General features: G+C 73.8%; 16 protein-coding genes. 9 read left to right on the top strand and 7 right to left on the bottom strand.

Translation table 11 applies throughout. The annotated features are described in order from the left end of the window. Nucleotides 1-13 precede the first annotated feature (13 nt). Nucleotides 14-226, top strand: a complete 213-nt coding sequence (locus DFJ69_RS32550; RefSeq protein ID WP_116026114.1) for a dodecin — start codon at nt 14-16, stop codon at nt 224-226. A gap of 20 nt (nt 227-246) precedes the next feature. On the opposite strand, the gene DFJ69_RS32545 is transcribed toward DFJ69_RS32550, so the two are convergent. Together DFJ69_RS32545 and DFJ69_RS32540 are read right to left on the bottom strand one after the other, a co-directional pair. Beyond that, the gene (locus tag DFJ69_RS32545; protein WP_116026113.1) at nt 247-1,644 is read right to left on the bottom strand and encodes a metallopeptidase TldD-related protein; all 1,398 of its coding nucleotides are present in this window, start codon (nt 1,642-1,644) and stop codon (nt 247-249) included. Then, entirely contained in the window at nt 1,641-3,140 is a 1,500-nt protein-coding gene (locus tag DFJ69_RS32540; RefSeq protein WP_116026112.1) for a TldD/PmbA family protein, read from the bottom strand. The genes DFJ69_RS32545 and DFJ69_RS32540 overlap by 4 nt, the downstream gene beginning before the upstream one ends. Nucleotides 3,141-3,293: 153 nt before the next feature. Between DFJ69_RS32540 and fabG the strand changes: the two genes are divergently transcribed. Both fabG and fabI read left to right on the top strand, forming a co-directional pair. Then, nucleotides 3,294-3,998 carry a 3-oxoacyl-[acyl-carrier-protein] reductase gene (fabG, locus tag DFJ69_RS32535; protein WP_116026111.1) on the top strand — a complete coding sequence of 235 codons (705 nt, stop codon included), beginning with the start codon at nt 3,294-3,296 and terminating at the stop codon, nt 3,996-3,998. Between the two features lies 1 nt (nt 3,999). Continuing rightward, on the top strand, nt 4,000-4,779 hold the full coding sequence (gene fabI / locus DFJ69_RS32530; RefSeq protein WP_116026110.1) for an enoyl-ACP reductase FabI: 780 nt from the start codon (nt 4,000-4,002) through the stop codon (nt 4,777-4,779). Between the two features lie 70 nt (nt 4,780-4,849). Here fabI and DFJ69_RS32525 read toward each other — a convergent pair whose 3' ends face one another. The 3 genes from DFJ69_RS32525 to DFJ69_RS32515 form a co-directional block, all read right to left on the bottom strand. Beyond that, nucleotides 4,850-5,479: a hypothetical protein gene (locus DFJ69_RS32525; RefSeq protein ID WP_116026109.1), complete on the bottom strand. Its 630-nt coding sequence runs from the start codon at nt 5,477-5,479 to the stop codon at nt 4,850-4,852. 108 nt (nt 5,480-5,587) lie between these two features. Further along, nucleotides 5,588-7,336 (bottom strand): ATP-dependent DNA helicase, encoded by a 1,749-nt coding sequence (locus DFJ69_RS32520; RefSeq protein WP_116026108.1) that lies wholly within the window; start codon nt 7,334-7,336, stop codon nt 5,588-5,590. Then, complete coding sequence (locus DFJ69_RS32515; RefSeq protein WP_116026107.1) at nt 7,317-8,255, bottom strand: aldo/keto reductase; 939 nt, start codon at nt 8,253-8,255, stop codon at nt 7,317-7,319. Before DFJ69_RS32515 ends, DFJ69_RS32520 begins: the two co-directional genes overlap by 20 nt. A 166-nt stretch (nt 8,256-8,421) precedes the next feature. On the opposite strand from DFJ69_RS32515, the gene DFJ69_RS32510 reads away from it, so the two are divergent. Beyond that, nucleotides 8,422-9,240, top strand: coding sequence for an undecaprenyl-diphosphate phosphatase (locus tag DFJ69_RS32510; RefSeq protein WP_116026106.1), 819 nt, complete (start codon nt 8,422-8,424; stop codon nt 9,238-9,240). Nucleotides 9,241-9,255: 15 nt separating this feature from the next. On the opposite strand, the gene DFJ69_RS32505 is transcribed toward DFJ69_RS32510, so the two are convergent. Further along, complete coding sequence (locus DFJ69_RS32505; protein ID WP_116026105.1) at nt 9,256-10,227, bottom strand: magnesium and cobalt transport protein CorA; 972 nt, start codon at nt 10,225-10,227, stop codon at nt 9,256-9,258. Nucleotides 10,228-10,290: 63 nt separating this feature from the next. Between DFJ69_RS32505 and DFJ69_RS32500 the strand changes: the two genes are divergently transcribed. From DFJ69_RS32500 to mshC, 5 genes are all read left to right on the top strand, one after another. Beyond that, entirely contained in the window at nt 10,291-10,998 is a 708-nt protein-coding gene (locus DFJ69_RS32500) for an MSMEG_4193 family putative phosphomutase (protein ID WP_116026104.1), read from the top strand. 71 nt (nt 10,999-11,069) lie between these two features. Further along, nucleotides 11,070-11,624 (top strand): DUF3090 domain-containing protein, encoded by a 555-nt coding sequence (locus DFJ69_RS32495; RefSeq protein WP_211328893.1) that lies wholly within the window; start codon nt 11,070-11,072, stop codon nt 11,622-11,624. A 48-nt stretch (nt 11,625-11,672) separates the two neighbouring features. Next, nucleotides 11,673-12,458 (top strand): SCO1664 family protein, encoded by a 786-nt coding sequence (locus tag DFJ69_RS32490; RefSeq protein WP_116026103.1) that lies wholly within the window; start codon nt 11,673-11,675, stop codon nt 12,456-12,458. Nucleotides 12,459-12,491: 33 nt separating this feature from the next. Continuing rightward, nucleotides 12,492-13,292 (top strand): NRDE family protein, encoded by an 801-nt coding sequence (locus tag DFJ69_RS32485; RefSeq protein ID WP_116026102.1) that lies wholly within the window; start codon nt 12,492-12,494, stop codon nt 13,290-13,292. Between the two features lie 47 nt (nt 13,293-13,339). After that, on the top strand, nt 13,340-14,584 hold the full coding sequence (mshC, locus tag DFJ69_RS32480; RefSeq protein WP_116026101.1) for a cysteine--1-D-myo-inosityl 2-amino-2-deoxy-alpha-D-glucopyranoside ligase: 1,245 nt from the start codon (nt 13,340-13,342) through the stop codon (nt 14,582-14,584). A 12-nt stretch (nt 14,585-14,596) separates the two neighbouring features. On the opposite strand, the gene DFJ69_RS32475 is transcribed toward mshC, so the two are convergent. Further along, complete coding sequence (locus tag DFJ69_RS32475) at nt 14,597-15,541, bottom strand: ABC transporter permease (protein ID WP_116026100.1); 945 nt, start codon at nt 15,539-15,541, stop codon at nt 14,597-14,599.

The raw sequence follows: 15,541 nt of genomic DNA, 5'->3' as shown, positions 1-15,541 counted from the left end.
CCAGGAGGGGCACATGAGCGACCGCACGTATCGAGTGACCGAGATCGTCGGCACCTCGCCCGAGGGGGTGGAGCAGGCCATCGCCAACGGGATCAGGCGCGCCGCGCAGACCCTCCGGCACCTGGACTGGTTCGAGGTGACCGAGGTCCGCGGCCAGATCGAGGACGGCGAGGTGGCGCACTACCAGGTCGGCCTGAAGGTCGGCTTCCGGTTGGAGGACGGCTAGCCCCCGCCCCGGACCCGGGCTCAGGACGCACGGCTCACCGTCGACATGTTGAAGTCGGCGACCCGCAGCGGCGGCATCGAGGTCCGGGTGAACCAGTCCGACCACTCCCGGGGCAGGGTCCGCTCGGAGGCGCCCGCCTCGGTCAGCCGGGACAGCAGGTCCACCGGGCTCTCGTTGAACCGGAAGTTGTTGACCTCCCCGACGACCTCGCCGTCCTCGACGAGGTACACGCCGTCGCGGGTGAGCCCGGTCAGCAGCAGCGACTGCGGGTCCACCTCGCGGATGTACCACAGGCAGGTCAACAGCAGCCCGCGCTCGGTGCGCGCCACCATGTCCGCCAGCGACCCCCCGGCCCCGTCCGCCCGCATGATCAGGTTGTCGGCGCCCGGGGTCGTCGGCAGCCCGGTCAGCGCCGCCGAGTGACGGGTCTGGGTCAGCGCCGCGAGGGTGCCCTCACTGATCCACTCGGTCGCGGGCACCGCCAGACCGTTGTCGAAGACCGAGGAGTCCCGGCCCGACGCGTGCGCCACCACGAACGGGGCGCACTCCAGGCCCGCCGCGCCCGGGTCGCTCGCCAGCGTGACCGGCAGGCCGGAGAGCTTCTCCCCGATCCGCGTGCCGCCGCCCGGCGCGCTGAAGACCGTCCGGCCGTCGTGTGCGTCGCGGGCGCCCGCCGTCCAGTACAGGTAGATCATCAGGTCGGCCACCGCGCTCGGGGGCAGCAGCGTCTCGTACCGCCCGGCGGGCAGGTCCACCCGCCGGCGGCCCCACTCCAGCCTGCGGGCCAGGTCGGCGGCCAGCGCGGTCACGTCCACGTCGGCGAAGTCGCGGGTGCTCACCCCGCCCCACGCCGAGCCGCCGCCGGAGGCCCCGGCCAGCTTGGCGTTCAGCTCCACCAGACCGGTGGGCTGGTCGTGCCGCAGCCGCAGCCCCGAGGACGTCCCCAGGTAGGTCGAGGTGACCATGTGGTTGGCGAAGCCGTACAGGCGGCGGCCCGCGGCCTCCGCCTCGCCGAACGCCTCCCCGAGCGCCGGGGCGAGCGAGGAGAACACCCCGATCTCCGTCTCGGCGGGCGGCGCGTCCCAGGGCCCGCCCGTCCCGGCGTCGGCGCCGGGGCCCGGCAGCGGCGCGGCGTCCTCGGCGGCGGCGTTGCCAGCGGCGACCCGCTCGGCCTCGCGCACCAGGTCCTCGATCTCGTCGGGGCGGACCCCGGCGCGGGAGACCGCCCCGGCCGCCACCCCGTCGCCGACCCGCCGCATCGCGATCACCGTGAGCCGTCGGGACCGGGTGACCCCGTTGGTGGTCAGCGTGTTGCCCGCCCACCGCAGGTTCGCCGTGCTCGACTCCTCCGCGATCACCACGCAGTCGTCGGCGCGCGACGACCTCAGCGCCCTCTCCACACTCTCCTGCGGGGTCACTGACCGGCCTCCTTCACCGCGTTGAGGATGTTGACGCCGCGGAACAGCGCCGACGGGCAGCCGTGGCTCACCGGGGCGACCTGCCCCGGCTGGCCCTTGCCGCAGTTGAACGCGCCGCCCAGCACGTACGTCTGCGGGCCGCCGACCGCCTCCATGGAGTTCCAGAAGTCGGTGGTGGTGGCCTGGTACGCCGCGTCCCGGACCTGCCCGGCCAGCCGGCCGCCCTCGATCCGGAAGAAGCGCTGCCCGGTGAACTGGAAGTTGTGCCGCTGCATGTCGATCGACCAGCTCTTGTCGCCCAGGATGAACAGCCCCCGGTCGACGCCGGCGATCAGCTCCTCGGTCGACGGCCCGTCCGGCGCGGGCCGCAGCGACACGTTGGCCATCCGCTGCAGCGGCATGCTGGAGGAGGAGTCGGCGAACGCGCAGCCGTTCGAACGGTCCTGCCCGGTGAGCCGGGCGCTGCGCCGGTCGAGCTGGTAGCCGGTGAACACCCCGTCGGTGACGATGTCGAACTCGCGGGTCCGCACGCCCTCGTCGTCGTAGCCGATGGTGGCGAGCCCGTGCTCGGCGACGCGGTCCCCGGTCACGTTCATCACCGGCGACCCGTACTGCAGCGAGCCCAGCTTGTCGGGGGTGGCGAACGAGGTGCCCGCGTAGGCGGCCTCGTAGCCCAGCGCCCGGTCCAGCTCGGTGGCGTGCCCGATGGACTCGTGGATCGTCAGCCACAGGTTGGAGGGGTCGATGACCACGTCGTAGGCGCCCGCCTCGACCGAGGGCGCGGCCAGCTTCTCCGCCAGCAGCCCCGGCAGCGCGGCCAGCTCGGTGTCCCAGTCCCAGGCGTCGCCGGTCAGCCACTCGTACCCGCGCCCGGCCGGCGGGGCCAGCGTCCGCATGGTGTCGAACAGGCCGTCGGCCGCCGCCATGGCCTCCACCACCGGGTGCAGCCGGATCCGCTGCTGGGTGGTCACCGTCCCGGCCAGGTCGGCGTAGAACTTGTTCTCCTTGACCTGCAGGAGCGTCGACTCGACGTGGTCGACGCGCCCGTCGCCCAGCAGCCGCCCGCTCCAGTCCGCCAGCAGCCCGACCTTGTCGGTGGTGGCGACGTCGAACGGGTCGATCTCGTACGACGACACCCAGGTCCGCTCACCGTGGACGGGCTCGGGCGCCAACTCGATCGGCTCCCGGTTGACCGGCGCGGCGACGGCGGCCACCCGGATCGCCTGCTCGGCCACCCGGGCGGCCCCCTCGGGGGTCAGGTCCACTCCTGCGGCGAACCCCCACGTGCCGTCCTTGACGACCCGGACCGACAGTCCCAGGTCGTCGGAGTCGAGGGCGGTCTGCAGGTTGCCGTCGTAGAGCCGCAGCGTCTGGCTGCGGATGCGTTCGAGGCGGAAGTCGGCGTGCGCGGCGCCCAGCTCCCGGGCGCGGGTCAGCGCCGCGTCGGCCAGCGCGCGCAGCGGCAGCGCGGTGAAGGAAGTGTCGATCTGGTGCACTTGCCCGAACCTACCGGGCGTACAAAGGCACATGAGGGATCTTGTCGGTATGCCACATCTCACCTGCGGCCGCCACGCCACTACGCTCGGACGCTGACGTACGGATCCCGTACGGGACACGCCCGTGCGCGCCGTGATCCTGGAGGTTATGAGATGAGTCGGTCCGTCCTCGTGACCGGGGGCAACCGCGGGATCGGCCTGGCGATCGCCCGGGAGTTGGCCGCGGCGGGCGACGCGGTGGCCGTCACGTACCGCTCCGGCGAGCCGCCCGAGGGCCTGTTCGGCGTCCGATGCGACGTCACCAGCGCCGAGGACGTCGACACCGCCTTCGGCAAGGTGGAGGCCGAGCAGGGGCCGGTGGAGGTGCTGGTCGCCAACGCCGGCGTCACCCGCGACACGCTCCTGGCGATCATGAGCGAGGAGGACTTCACCTCCGTCCTGGACACCAACCTCACCGGCGCGTTCCGGGTCGCCAAGCGGGCCTCCAAGCAGATGATGCGCAAGCGTCGGGGCCGCATCGTGCTGGTGTCCTCGGTGGTGGGGATGATGGGCTCGGCGGGGCAGGCCAACTACGCCGCCTCCAAGGCCGGGATGGTGGGCTTCGCCCGGTCCCTGGCCCGCGAGCTGGGCTCGCGCAACATCACCGTGAACGTGGTCGCGCCCGGCTTCGTCGACACCGACATGACCGCGGCGCTGGGCGAGGACCGGCACGAGGTGATCAAGTCGCTGATCCCGCTGGGCCGGATCGCCGCCCCAGAAGAGGTCGCCCGCGCGGTGCGCTTCCTGGCCGGCGACGACGCCTCCTACATCACCGGGGCCGTGATCCCGGTCGACGGCGGCCTGGGAATGGGGCACTGACATGGGCATCCTCGAAGGCAAGCGGATCCTGGTGACCGGCGTGCTCACCGACGCCTCGATCGCCTTCCACGTGGCGCGGCTCGCCCAGCAGGAGGGCGCGCAGGTGGTCCTGACCGCCTACCCGCGCCCGACCCTCACCGAGCGGATCGCCCGGCGGCTGCCGTCCGGCCTGGCGGGCGACCCGCCGCCCGTCATCGAGCTGAACGTGACCGACGACGACCACCTCGCCGGCCTCGCCGACAGGGTCCGCGAGCACATGGACGGCCTCGACGGCGTGGTGCACGCGATCGGGTTCGCCCCCGAGACCGCGCTCGGCGGCAACTTCCTCGACACCCCGTGGGAGGACGTCGCCACCGCGGTCCACATCTCCACGTACTCGCTGAAGTCCCTCACCACGGCGTGCCTGCCGCTGATGAAGGACGGCGGGTCCGTGGTCGGCCTGGACTTCGACGCCACCAAGGCGTGGCCGGTCTACGACTGGATGGGCGTGGCCAAGGCGGGCCTGGAGTCGGCCGCCCGCTACCTCGCCAAGTACCTGGGGCCCCAGGGCGTGCGGGTCAACCTGGTCGCCGCCGGGCCGCTGGGCACCATGGCGGCCAAGAGCATCCCGGGGTTCCACGAGATGAGCGACATGTGGCCCAAGCACGCCCCGCTGGGCTGGGACGTCGCCGACCCGGAGCCCGCGGCCAAGGCGTGCGTCGCGCTGCTGTCGGACTGGTTCCCGGCGACCACCGGGGAGATCGTGCACGTGGACGGCGGCGTCCACGCGGTCGGCGCCTGACGGGCCCCCTTCGCGCGAGGGCCCCGCATCCCATCGAAGGGGTGCGGGGCCCTCGCGCGTCGAGGCGGGCTCAGGAATCGCCGCGCCGCCGCGCCCGGCGGGCCAGGACGCCGATGTTCATCGCGCCCACCACGCCCGCGGCGCCCGCCGCGAAGGCCACCCAGGCGGTGTGGTCCTGCTCGGGCTCCCGGGCGGCCACGGGAGTGATCAGGCGGGTGTCGCCGAGCATGGGTCCGCCGATCGGGACCTGCGCGCCGTGGACGACCTGCGGTGCCGGCAGCGCCCCGTTGAACACCGGGACCTCGCCGACGGGGGCCGGATTGTACGGTCGCAGGCCGGCGTCGGCGGGCCCGCGACGGGGCTTCTTGGGGCGCTTGCCCGGGGCGTCGTCGCGGGGCTTGCGGGGCTTGCCCACGTTGGACGACCGGGGCTTGGCGGGGGAGGCCGCCCTGGGCTTCGGCTTCGTCCTGGGCTTGGGGTCGGCGCGCGGCCGGTCGCGGTCGCCGAGGTTGCCCAGCTTGCACCGCAGGTATCTCAAGGTGTCGGCCGGGCTGGTGGGCAACGGGCAGGGGCGGGACGACGCCGCCGTCGCGGCGGACGCCGGGCCCCCCATGAGCACCAGGGCGACGGCGCCGGCCGACACGACCGTCGACGCCCTGCCGGTCTGCTTCCCGATCCGCCGCACGCCGGTCTGCTCCATCGCATTTCCTCCGCCACGGCCCCAGTTGACAGACGGTCCAATAATGCCGTTGTCGGGGCCATGCTCCCCTATGCGGCCATGACCGTAAACCCCTGTGTCACAGGCTTTTCATGGATTGAGCAGACGGCCCAGCCGAGTGTCGCGTGGAGTGACAACCTCTTCCCGCACCGCCCGCGCGAGGGCCGGCCCGGCGGAGTGGACCACCGACAGATGACGTCGGGCGAGACCGAAGGCGGTCACCGCCAGCGGCCGTGACAGCGCCGCCGCCGACTCCTCGGGGAACACCGCGACGACCGCCGGTCGACGGGTGCCCCGGGCCTGGCCCACGGTGGCCGCCCACCCGTGCCGCAGCCGGCTCGCCAGCGCCGCCGGAACGGCGATCGGCTCCGCGCCGGGACCGAACGCCACCTCCAGACCCTCGGCGGAGGCCGCGACGACGGTCCCGGTCTCGCCCGCCGCCGCGCGGCCCACGGGCACCGCGACGATCACGCGGTCGCCTGTGTCGAAGCCCCCGCAGGCCCCCGGCCCCGGGTTCAGCCGGGCCTTGAGGGCGGCGTTGAGGGCCGTCGCGCCCGCGTGCCCGCCCGCCGTCGGCGTCACGACCTGGACGTCGTCGACCGGGATGCCCAGCGCGCGGGGGATGGAGTCGGTGACGAGCTGGACGGCGCGGTGCACGGCCTCCCGGTCGTCCCCGGCGGGCACGACCACGACCTCGCGGCCCGGGGCCTCGACCGCGATCAGCTCGCCCCGGCGCACGGCCGCCGTGAACGCCGCCGCCGGCCCGTCCCCGTCGCCCGGCTCCAGCTCGATCACCGGGACCGTGTCCGACGCGGCCAGGTCCGCCAGCACGCGCCCCGGACCCGTGGGCGGCAGGGCCGCCGGGTCGCCGCCCAGCACCAGATGAGTGCCGTCGGCGCACGCCTCGACCAACGCCGCCGCCGTCTCCACGTCCAGCGAGCCGGCGTCGGGCACGACGACCAGCCGCGCCTCCAGCGGTCGCTGCTCGCCCCGCCCGAACGCCACGACGCCGGCGGCGGTCCCCGGCGGGCACTCGCCCTCCAGCGCCTCGAACAGGCCCCGCGCGGAGTCCATCGCCCGCGCGGACGCGGCCGTGCCGGTGACGACCACGGCCTGAACGCCTTCGGAGGCCAGACCCCGGGCGATCAGGACGGCGGTCCGCTCCACGTCGTCCGGGGCCCCGTGCAGGACGCTCACGCCCGTGCCGGCCGCCGCGGTGAGGGCGAGTTGCCGGTCTTCGGGCAGCCCGTCGCGCAGCGACCGGAGGGTGTCGCGGGGCAGCAGCGGCTCGGCGGTCGCGGTCAGCCGCCGCAGGCCCTCCGCCGCCTCCTCCTCCGGAAGCGCGTACCGGGCCAGGCCCAGCGACTCCTCCGGCTCCGGCGGCTCGTCCACCCCCTCAGGCTCGGCGTCGTCGAACGCGGGCTCCTCCCACAGGGCGACCACGTCGGCCTCGTCCAGCGCCGCCTCGATCGCCCGCTCCGGCTCCGGGACCCGCAACGCGCCCAGCGCCGCCAGCACGCCCTGCGGCGTCATCACGGTGTGCCCCTGCCGGGCCGCCTCGGTGAGCACGTGGACCACGAACGCGCGGCCCCGGCGGAGGTCGTCGGGTATCGGGGGCCCACCCCGCCCCTCCAGCACCCGGCGGGCGAAGTGGTCGGCCTGCTCGGGGCGCACGCCGGGCACCCGCAGCAGCCGCCACGGGTCCTCGCGCAGCAGGTCGGCGGCCCGGTCCCCGAGCCGGTCGGCGGCGCGGCGGGCGTACGCCCCGGGCACGCCGGCCGAGGAGAACAGCTCGGCCAGGCCGGGGTCCAGGGCGGGGTCAGACGTCGGAGATGTCATCGAGGGCATCACGGATCTCGGCGGGCAGGGTGACGTCCTCGGTCTGCAGGATCCCGAGGAGCTGGGACGGTGTGCGGGCGCCGACGATCGGGGCCACGACCCCGGGCCGGTCCCGCACCCACGACAGGGCCACCGCCAGGGGCGAGACGCCCAGCCCCTCGGCGGCGGTGGACACCGACTCGACGATGAGCCGGCTCTGCTCGCCCAGGTAGGGCCGGACGAACTCGGCGTACCGGGTGGTGGCGGCGCGGGAGTCGGCGGGGATGCCGGTGCGGTACTTGCCGGTCAGCACGCCTCGGCCCAGCGGCGACCAGGGCAGCACGCCGACCTCGGCGTCCTCGGCGGCCGGGACGACCTCCCGCTCGATCTCCCGGTGCAGCAGCGAGTACTCCATCTGGGTGGACACGATCGGCGCCCGGCCGGGCCAGGCGCGCTGCCAGGCGGCGGCCTTGGCCAACTGCCAGCCGGCGTAGTTGGACACCCCCACGTACCGGGTGCGCCCCGACGCGACCGCCTCGTCCAGGGCCGCCAGGGTCTCCTCCAACGGCGTCATCGGGTCGTACACGTGCAACTGCCACAGGTCCACGTGCTCGAGCCCCAGCCGGTCCAGGGAGGCGTCCAGCGCGGTCAGCAGGTGCCGCCGGGAGGCGTCGTAGCGGCCGTTGGGGCGGATGGCCGACTTGGTGCCCACCACGAGGTCGTCGCGGGGCACCAGGTCCCGCAGCAGCCGCCCCAGGACCCGTTCGCTGTCGCCGTCGCCGTAGACGTCGGCGGTGTCCACCAGGGTGCCCCCGGCGTCGACGAAGCCGGCGAGCTGCGCCGCCGCCTCGTCGGGGGACGTCTCCTGTCCCCAGGTCATCGTGCCGAGCCCCAGCCGCGAGACGAGGAGCCCGCTCCGCCCGAGGTGACGCTGTTCCATAGATGCGCAGGTTATCGGTCGCCGGACCCGAGGCCGTGCCGGGAACCTCCGGTGTCTCCCCGCGACGCCGCGACATGCCGGTGCGCGGCGGTCCGTCGGGTGCGCACTACGCTGCGGAGCGGGGTCGTTCGACTCCCGACCGTGACCATGAGGAGGGTCGGCGTCCGTGAACGTCGTGGAAGCGACCGTGCTCGGCATCGTGCAGGGCCTCACCGAGTTCCTGCCGGTCTCCAGCTCCGGCCATCTCCTCTTCGTGCCCGAGTTCCTCGGCTGGGAGGACCCCGGCGCGGCGTTCACCGCCGTGATCCAGCTCGGCACCATGGCCGCGGTGATCATCTACTTCTGGCGCGATCTGGCCAGGATCGCGGTCACCTGGACGCGCAGCCTGTGGACCCCCGCGCTGCGTCGCCGGCAGGACGCCCGGATGGGCTGGTACATCGGGCTCGGCACCGTCCCGATCGGGGTGGTGGGGCTGGTGTTCAGCGACTTCATCGAGGACCCGGCGCGGAACCTGTGGATCAACGCCACCTCGCTGATCGTCATGGGCCTGCTGCTGATGGTCGCCGAGTGGGCCGGGCGAGGGCGGCGCGAGGTCGACGACCTCACCCTGAAGGACGGCCTGATCATCGGGGGCTTCCAATGCCTGTCGCTGATCCCCGGCTCCTCGCGGTCGGGCTCGACGATGACCGGGGCGCTGTTCCTCGGCTACACCCGCGAGGCCGCCGCCCGCTACTCGTTCCTGCTGTCGGTCCCCGCGGTGGTGCTGTCGGGGGCGTTCGAGATGCGGCACGTCGGCGACGGCGGCCTGGAGGTCGGCCCGACGGTGGTGGCCACGGTGGTGTCGTTCGTCGTCGGCTACGCCTCGATCGCCTGGCTGCTGAAGTTCCTGGTGCGGCACTCCGTCATGGTGTTCGTCTACTACCGGGTGGCGCTCGGCGCCGTCATCCTGGGCCTGCTGGCCGCAGGCGCCATCTCCGCCACCTGAGTCCGGGACCCGGCGTCAGAGCCAGCCGCTCTTGCGGAGTCTGCGGTAGACCAGGATGCAGGCGCTCACCATGACGCAGATGACCAGGGGATAGCCGATCCGCCACTTCAGCTCCGGCATGTGGTCGAAGTTCATCCCGTAGATCCCGGCGATGGCGGTCGGCACCGCGATGATCGCCGCCCAGGACGAGATCTTCCGCATGTCCTCGTTCTGCTGTTTGCCGAGCAGCGCCAGATGCGCGCTGAGCACGCTGGTGAGCAGCTCGTTGTGCGCGTCCACCTGCTGGTCCACCCGCAGCAGGTGGTCGAGGACGTCGCGGAAGTACTCCAGGGTGCCGCGGCACTCGGGGAACTTCCCCCGGACGATCTCCTGCAGCACCGGGATCAGCGGGTCCTCGGCGGAGCGGAACTCCAGCACCTCGCGCTTGAGGGAGTAGATGTCGGCGATGACGTCGGGACCCTCCGGCGCGAAGACGCCCCGTTCCAGCTCGATGATGTCGACCTCGACCTCGTGCGCCACCTGCCCGTAGTGGTCGACCACCTCGTCCAGGACCGCGTACAGCACGGAGGTCGGCCCGAACCCCATCAGCTCGCCGTCGGAGTCCAGCCGGCGTCGCACCGGCGCCAGCGGGTTGGCCGTGCCGTGGCGGACGGACACCACGAAGTCGGCGCCGACGAACAGCATGATCTCCCCGACCTCGATGTCGGAGGTCGCGTCCCGGTACTCCAGGGTCTTGAGCACCACGAACAGCGTGTCGTCGTAGCGTTCGAGCTTGGGCCGCTGGTGGGCGTGGACGGCGTCCTCGACCGCCAACGGGTGCAGCATCAGCTCGTCGGAGACGAGGGCGAACTCCTCGGCGGTGGGTTCGTGCATCCCGATCCACACGAAGCACCGGCCCTGGTCGCGGGCGGCGTCGACGGCGTCGCTGATGTCGCCGTCGATGTCCTCCCGCCGTCCTTCGCGGTAGATGGCCTTGTTGACGATCACAACGCGCCATTCTCCCCCCTTTCCACCCGTCCCGCGTCCACGACCGTCTCGTAGAGTCGGGGCGTGATCACGCTTCTGCTGGTGCGGCACGGCCTCACCGAGCTGACCGGCCCCGTCCTGGCGGGCTGGACCCCCGGACTGTCCCTGGACGGGCGGGGCCGCGCCCAGGCCTCCGCCCTCGGCGAGCGCCTCGCCCCCGTTCCGCTGGCCGCCGTCGTCTCCAGCCCGCTGGACCGCTGTCTGGAGACCGCCGGGGCCGTCGTCTCCGCCCCCGGCCGCGCCGCGCCCCCGCCCGGCGGGATCCGGCCGGACGAGCGCTTCGGCGAGGTCCGGTACGGCGACTGGACCGGACGGCCCCTCAAGGAGCTCGCGGAGGAGCCGCTGTGGCGGGTCGTCCAGGCCCACCCCAGCGCCGTGACGTTCCCCGGCCGGGAGGGCGAGGCGATGGCCGCCGCCCAGCATCGGGCGGTCGCGGCGGTGCGGGACTGGAACGCCCGGATCGCCGCCGAGGCTGGCCCCGAGGCCACCTATCTGGTGTGCAGCCACGGCGACATCATCAAGGCCGTCGTCGCCGACGCGCTCGGCCTGCACCTGGACCAGTTCCAGCGCATTCAGGTGGATCCCGCCTCGCTGACGGTGATCCGCTACACCGAGCTGCGCCCCTTCGTCGTGCGGCTGAACGACACCGGCGGCGGCGTGTCCGGCCTGCTGCCCGGGCCCGGCGCGCCCGCCGGGGGAGAGGGCGACGCACCGGTGGGCGGTGGCGCGTAAGGTCGTCTCCGTGAAGTCGTCTCGTCGCCGTAGCATCCGGACTCACCGGACCCCGAGGGGGGAGGTCTCCCGTGCCCGTCATCTCGTATGACATGCCGGACAGGTTCGTCGCCGGCGCCGTCGGGCAGCCGGGCGACCGGGCCTTCTACCTGCAGGCCCGCGACGGCCGCCGGGTCACCAGCGTCGGGCTGGAGAAGTTCCAGGTCACCATGCTCGCCGAGCGCCTGGAGGAGCTGCTGGACGAGGTGCTGCGGCGCAGCGGCGGCGCCGTGCCCGCGGTCGCACCCGCCGAGCTGCAGGACGACGGGCCGCTCGACCAGCCGGTGGAGGAGGAGTTCCGGGTCGGCACCATGGCGCTGGCCTGGGACCCCGAGGACGAGCGGGTGATCATCGAGGCCCAGGAGGTCACCGCCGACGAGGAGGCGGAGTCCCCGATCCCCGAGCCCGGCGACGACGAGCCCCCCATGGTGGTGCTGCGGGTGCGGATCACCGCCGGCCGGGCCCGCGCGTTCGCCGAGCGGGCGCTGAAGGTGGTCTCGGCGGGACGGCCGCCCTGCCCGCTGTGCGGCCTGCCGCTGAACGCCGCCGGGCACGTCTGCCCCCGGCAGAACGGCCATCTGGGCTGACATGCGACCTCACCGGATGCCGCCCGCGCCCGCGGGGACGGGGACCCCATGAGCCGGCCCTCCCCGGACCGCCCGGCGGTCCCGCCCGGCGACGGCACGGTCGACCCGGCCGACACCGAGACCGCCGAGCGCCTCCTCACCGACGGCCGGCTGTCCGTCGAGGGCCGCCTCGTGCAGGCGTCCAACGCCACCCTGTACTGCTCGATCGAGCTGGACGGTCTGCGCGCCTCCTGCGTGTACAAGCCCGTCGCGGGGGAGCGGCCCCTGTGGGACTTCCCGGACGGCACGCTGGCCGCCCGCGAGGTCGCCGCCTACCTGGTGTCCGAGGCCATGGGATGGCACATCGTCCCCCCGACCGTGCACCGCGACGGCCCCTACGGCATGGGCATGGTGCAGCTCTGGGTGGAGCCCGACCCCGACGTGGACCTGGTGACGCTGTCCCGCTCGGACGACGCCGCGATCCGCCGGATGGCCGTCTTCGACGCGGCCATCAACAACGCCGACCGCAAGATCGGGCATCTGCTGCCCCCGGGTTCCGACGGCCGCCCCGGGCACGTCTACGGCTGCGACCACGGCGTGACGTTCTCGGTGGACTACAAGCTGCGGACGGTGCTGTGGCAGTGGCGCGGCAAGAGGCTCACCGACGAGGCGGTCGAGGCGCTGCAGCGGGTCCGGTCGGCGCTGCTCGGCGGCCCGCTGCTGGAGCGGCTCGGCGGGCTGCTCACCGCCGAGGAGGTCGAGGCCACCCGGCGTCGGGTGGACCTGATGCTCAAGCACCGCGTCCACCCGTACCCGCCCGAGGACTGGCCGGCCGTACCATGGCCCCCGCTCTGAGCGACCCGAGGGCGAAATGATCCAATAACGGCCATGTGTACGGCTGTGGTCAGTGTCGACCCCTTGTCCCCCTTTCCCGTGCTCCTGGCCGGGGTCCGCGACGAGTTCGCCGAGCGACCCTGGCAACCTCCCGCAGCGCACTGGCCCGACCGGCCGGCGCTGGTGGGCGGCCGGGACCTGCAGGCCGGCGGCACCTGGCTGGCGGTGCGCGACGGCGGATCCGGGCCGCCTCGGGCGGCCTGCGTCCTGAACGGCCACGGCCGACCGGCCCCCGAGCACGGCCGCGCCTCACGCGGCGAACTGCCGCTCCTCGCCGCCGAGACCGGCGGGCTCGACGGCCTCGATCCGGCGCGCTTCGACCCGTTCCACCTGGTGTGCGCCGAGCCCGGCGGCGTCCGGCTGTGGAGCTGGGACGGCGCGGGGTTCGCCGAGCGGGAGCTGGGACCGGGCCTGCACATGATCGTCAACACCGGGCTGGAGGGCGTGACGCAGGAGCCGGGGCGGACCCCCGAGGAGCGGGAGGGCGGCGCGCAGATGGCGGCGCGGATCGCGCACTTCCGTCCACTTCTGGCCGCCGCCCGTCGTCCGGAGCCGCGCACGGGCGGCGCCGCCGAGGCGTGGGGCGCGTGGCTGCCGCTGCTCGACGGCGGCGGTCTCGACCGCGCCGATCGCCGGGCCCTCGTGCTGACCCGCGACTTCGAGGGCGGACGGGTCTGGGGCACGTCCTCGGTCAGCCTCATCGGGCTCGCGGAACGGGGCGCGCGCTACGACTTCACCGCCGCCCCCGGGGACCCCGGGGCCTGGACGACGGTGCTCCCCGGCCCCGAGGCGTGAAAACAGGCCCCTTCGAGTCGAATCCGGTGCACGGATAAGCTTCAGGCATGCGATCGTGGCCCGCCCCCGAGGTACCCAGCCTGCCCGCTGCCGGGCTCTCCGAATCCACGCTTCCCCTGCACCTGAACGACACGGGCAGCGGCGCGGTGCGGCCGACCCGGCCCGGTCCGACCGCGCGGATGTACGTGTGCGGGATCACCCCCTACGACGCCACCCACCTCGGGCACGCCGCGACCTACCTGGCGTTCGACCTGGCCAACCGGGTGTGGCGGGACGGCGGGCACGCGGTCCACTACGTGCAGAACGCCACCGACGTCGACGACCCGCTGCTGGAACGTGCCCGGGAGACCGGCATGGACTGGCGGGACCTGGCCGACCGGGAGATCGCGCTGTTCCGCGACGACATGACGGCGCTGCGGGTCCTGCCGCCCGACCACTACGTGGGCGCGGTCGAGTCGATCCCGCTGATCGTGGAGATTATCGAGGAGCTGCGGGCGCGGGGGGCCGTCTACGAGGTCGACGGCGATCTGTACTTCCCGATCGACAGCGACCCGGCGTTCGGAGGGGTCAGCCGGCTGACCCGTGAGGAGATGACGCCGCTGTTCGCCGAGCGCGGCGGCGACCCCGACCGCCGCGGCAAGAAGGACCCCCTCGACGCGCTGCTGTGGCTCGCGCAGCGCCCCGGGGAGCCCGGCTGGGACTCCCCGTTCGGCCGGGGCCGTCCCGGGTGGCACGTGGAGTGCTCGGCGATCTCCGTGCACCACCTGGGCATGGGCTTCGACGTCGAGGGCGGCGGCTCCGACCTGGCGTTCCCGCACCACGAGATGGGGGCCTCGCACGCCCAGGTGGCCACCGGGGAGCGCCCGCACGCCAAGGCGTACGTGCACGCCGGGATGGTCGCCCTCGACTGCGAGAAGATGTCCAAGTCGCGCGGCAACCTGGTGTTCGTGTCCAGGCTGCGGGCCGACGGCGTCGACCCGATGGCCATCCGGCTGGCGCTGCTCGGCCACCACTACCACTCCGACTGGGAGTGGACCCCCGAGGACCTGGAGGGCGCCGCCGGCCGGCTCGCCCGCTGGCGCGCCGCGGTCCGGCTGCCCGCCGGGCCCCCGGCCGCCGCGGTGGCCGCCGAGGTGCGCCGTCACCTGGCCCACGACCTGGACGCCCCCGCCGCGCTGGTGGCGATCGACCGCTGGGCCGAACAGGCCCTCGCCGGCACGGGCGGGGCCGACACGACCGCCCCCGGGCAGATCCGCGTGCTGGCCGACGCCCTGCTGGGCGTCGCCCTCTGACACCCGACCGCCTCAGACCAGCCGGACCCGCGGGTCCAGCAACGAGTACGCCACGTCCACCAGCACGTTCGCGAGGACCACGAAGAACGCCACCAGCAGCGTGACCCCGATGACCACCGGGGTGTCCCCGGTGACGATCGACTGGTAGACGAGCTGGCCCACGCCCTGGAGCCCGAAGACCTTCTCGGTGACGATGGTGGAGCCCATCAGCACGCCGATGTCGATGCCGAACTGGGTCACGACCGGGGTCAGCGCCGAGCGCAGCCCGTGCCCGTAGACGACCCGCCGCTCGGTCAGCCCCCCGGCCCGCGCGGTGCGGATGTAGTCCTCGCCCAGCACGTCCAGCATCGCGCCCCGGGTGAGCCGGGTGTAGGCGGCCACCATCAGGAAGGCCAGCCCGATCCAGGGCAGGATCATCCGCTGCAGGAAGTGCTCCTGCAGGGGCGGGCCCGCCTCGAAGAAGCGGAACCCCATCTCCCCGAGCCGGGTCGAGAACACGTCCAGCAGCACCAGCGCCATCACGAACGGCGGCGTGCTCAGCCCGACCAGCACGAACACCGTGACGGCCCGGTCCACCCGGCTGCGGACCCGGGTGGCGCTCAGCACCCCGAGCAGCACCCCGCCGACGAACCAGATCACCGCCGCCCCCAGCACCAGCCACACGGTGGTGGGCAGCCGATCGCCGATGAGCTCGGTGACCGGCGTGCTGTTGACGTAGGAGTACCCCAGGTCGCCCCGGAGGAGCCGTCGCAGGAAGGCCCAGTACTGCACCGGCACCGGCTGGTCGAGGCCCAGGTTGTGCCGGATCTGGTCCAGCGTCTCGGTGGTGGCGCGCGGCCCGCCGATCACCCGTTCCACCGGCACCGGCGAGATCCGCAGCAGCGCGAACACGGCGGTCGACACCAGCCACAGCACCAGCACGGCGAACGCCAGCCGTCGGACGACGTACCGCAGCAT

This window comes from Thermomonospora umbrina, from assembly GCF_003386555.1.
Taxonomy (GTDB): domain Bacteria; phylum Actinomycetota; class Actinomycetes; order Streptosporangiales; family Streptosporangiaceae; genus Thermomonospora; species Thermomonospora umbrina.
Note: the sequence above shows the minus strand (reverse complement) of the source record. Positions and strands in the feature narration are given on the sequence as shown.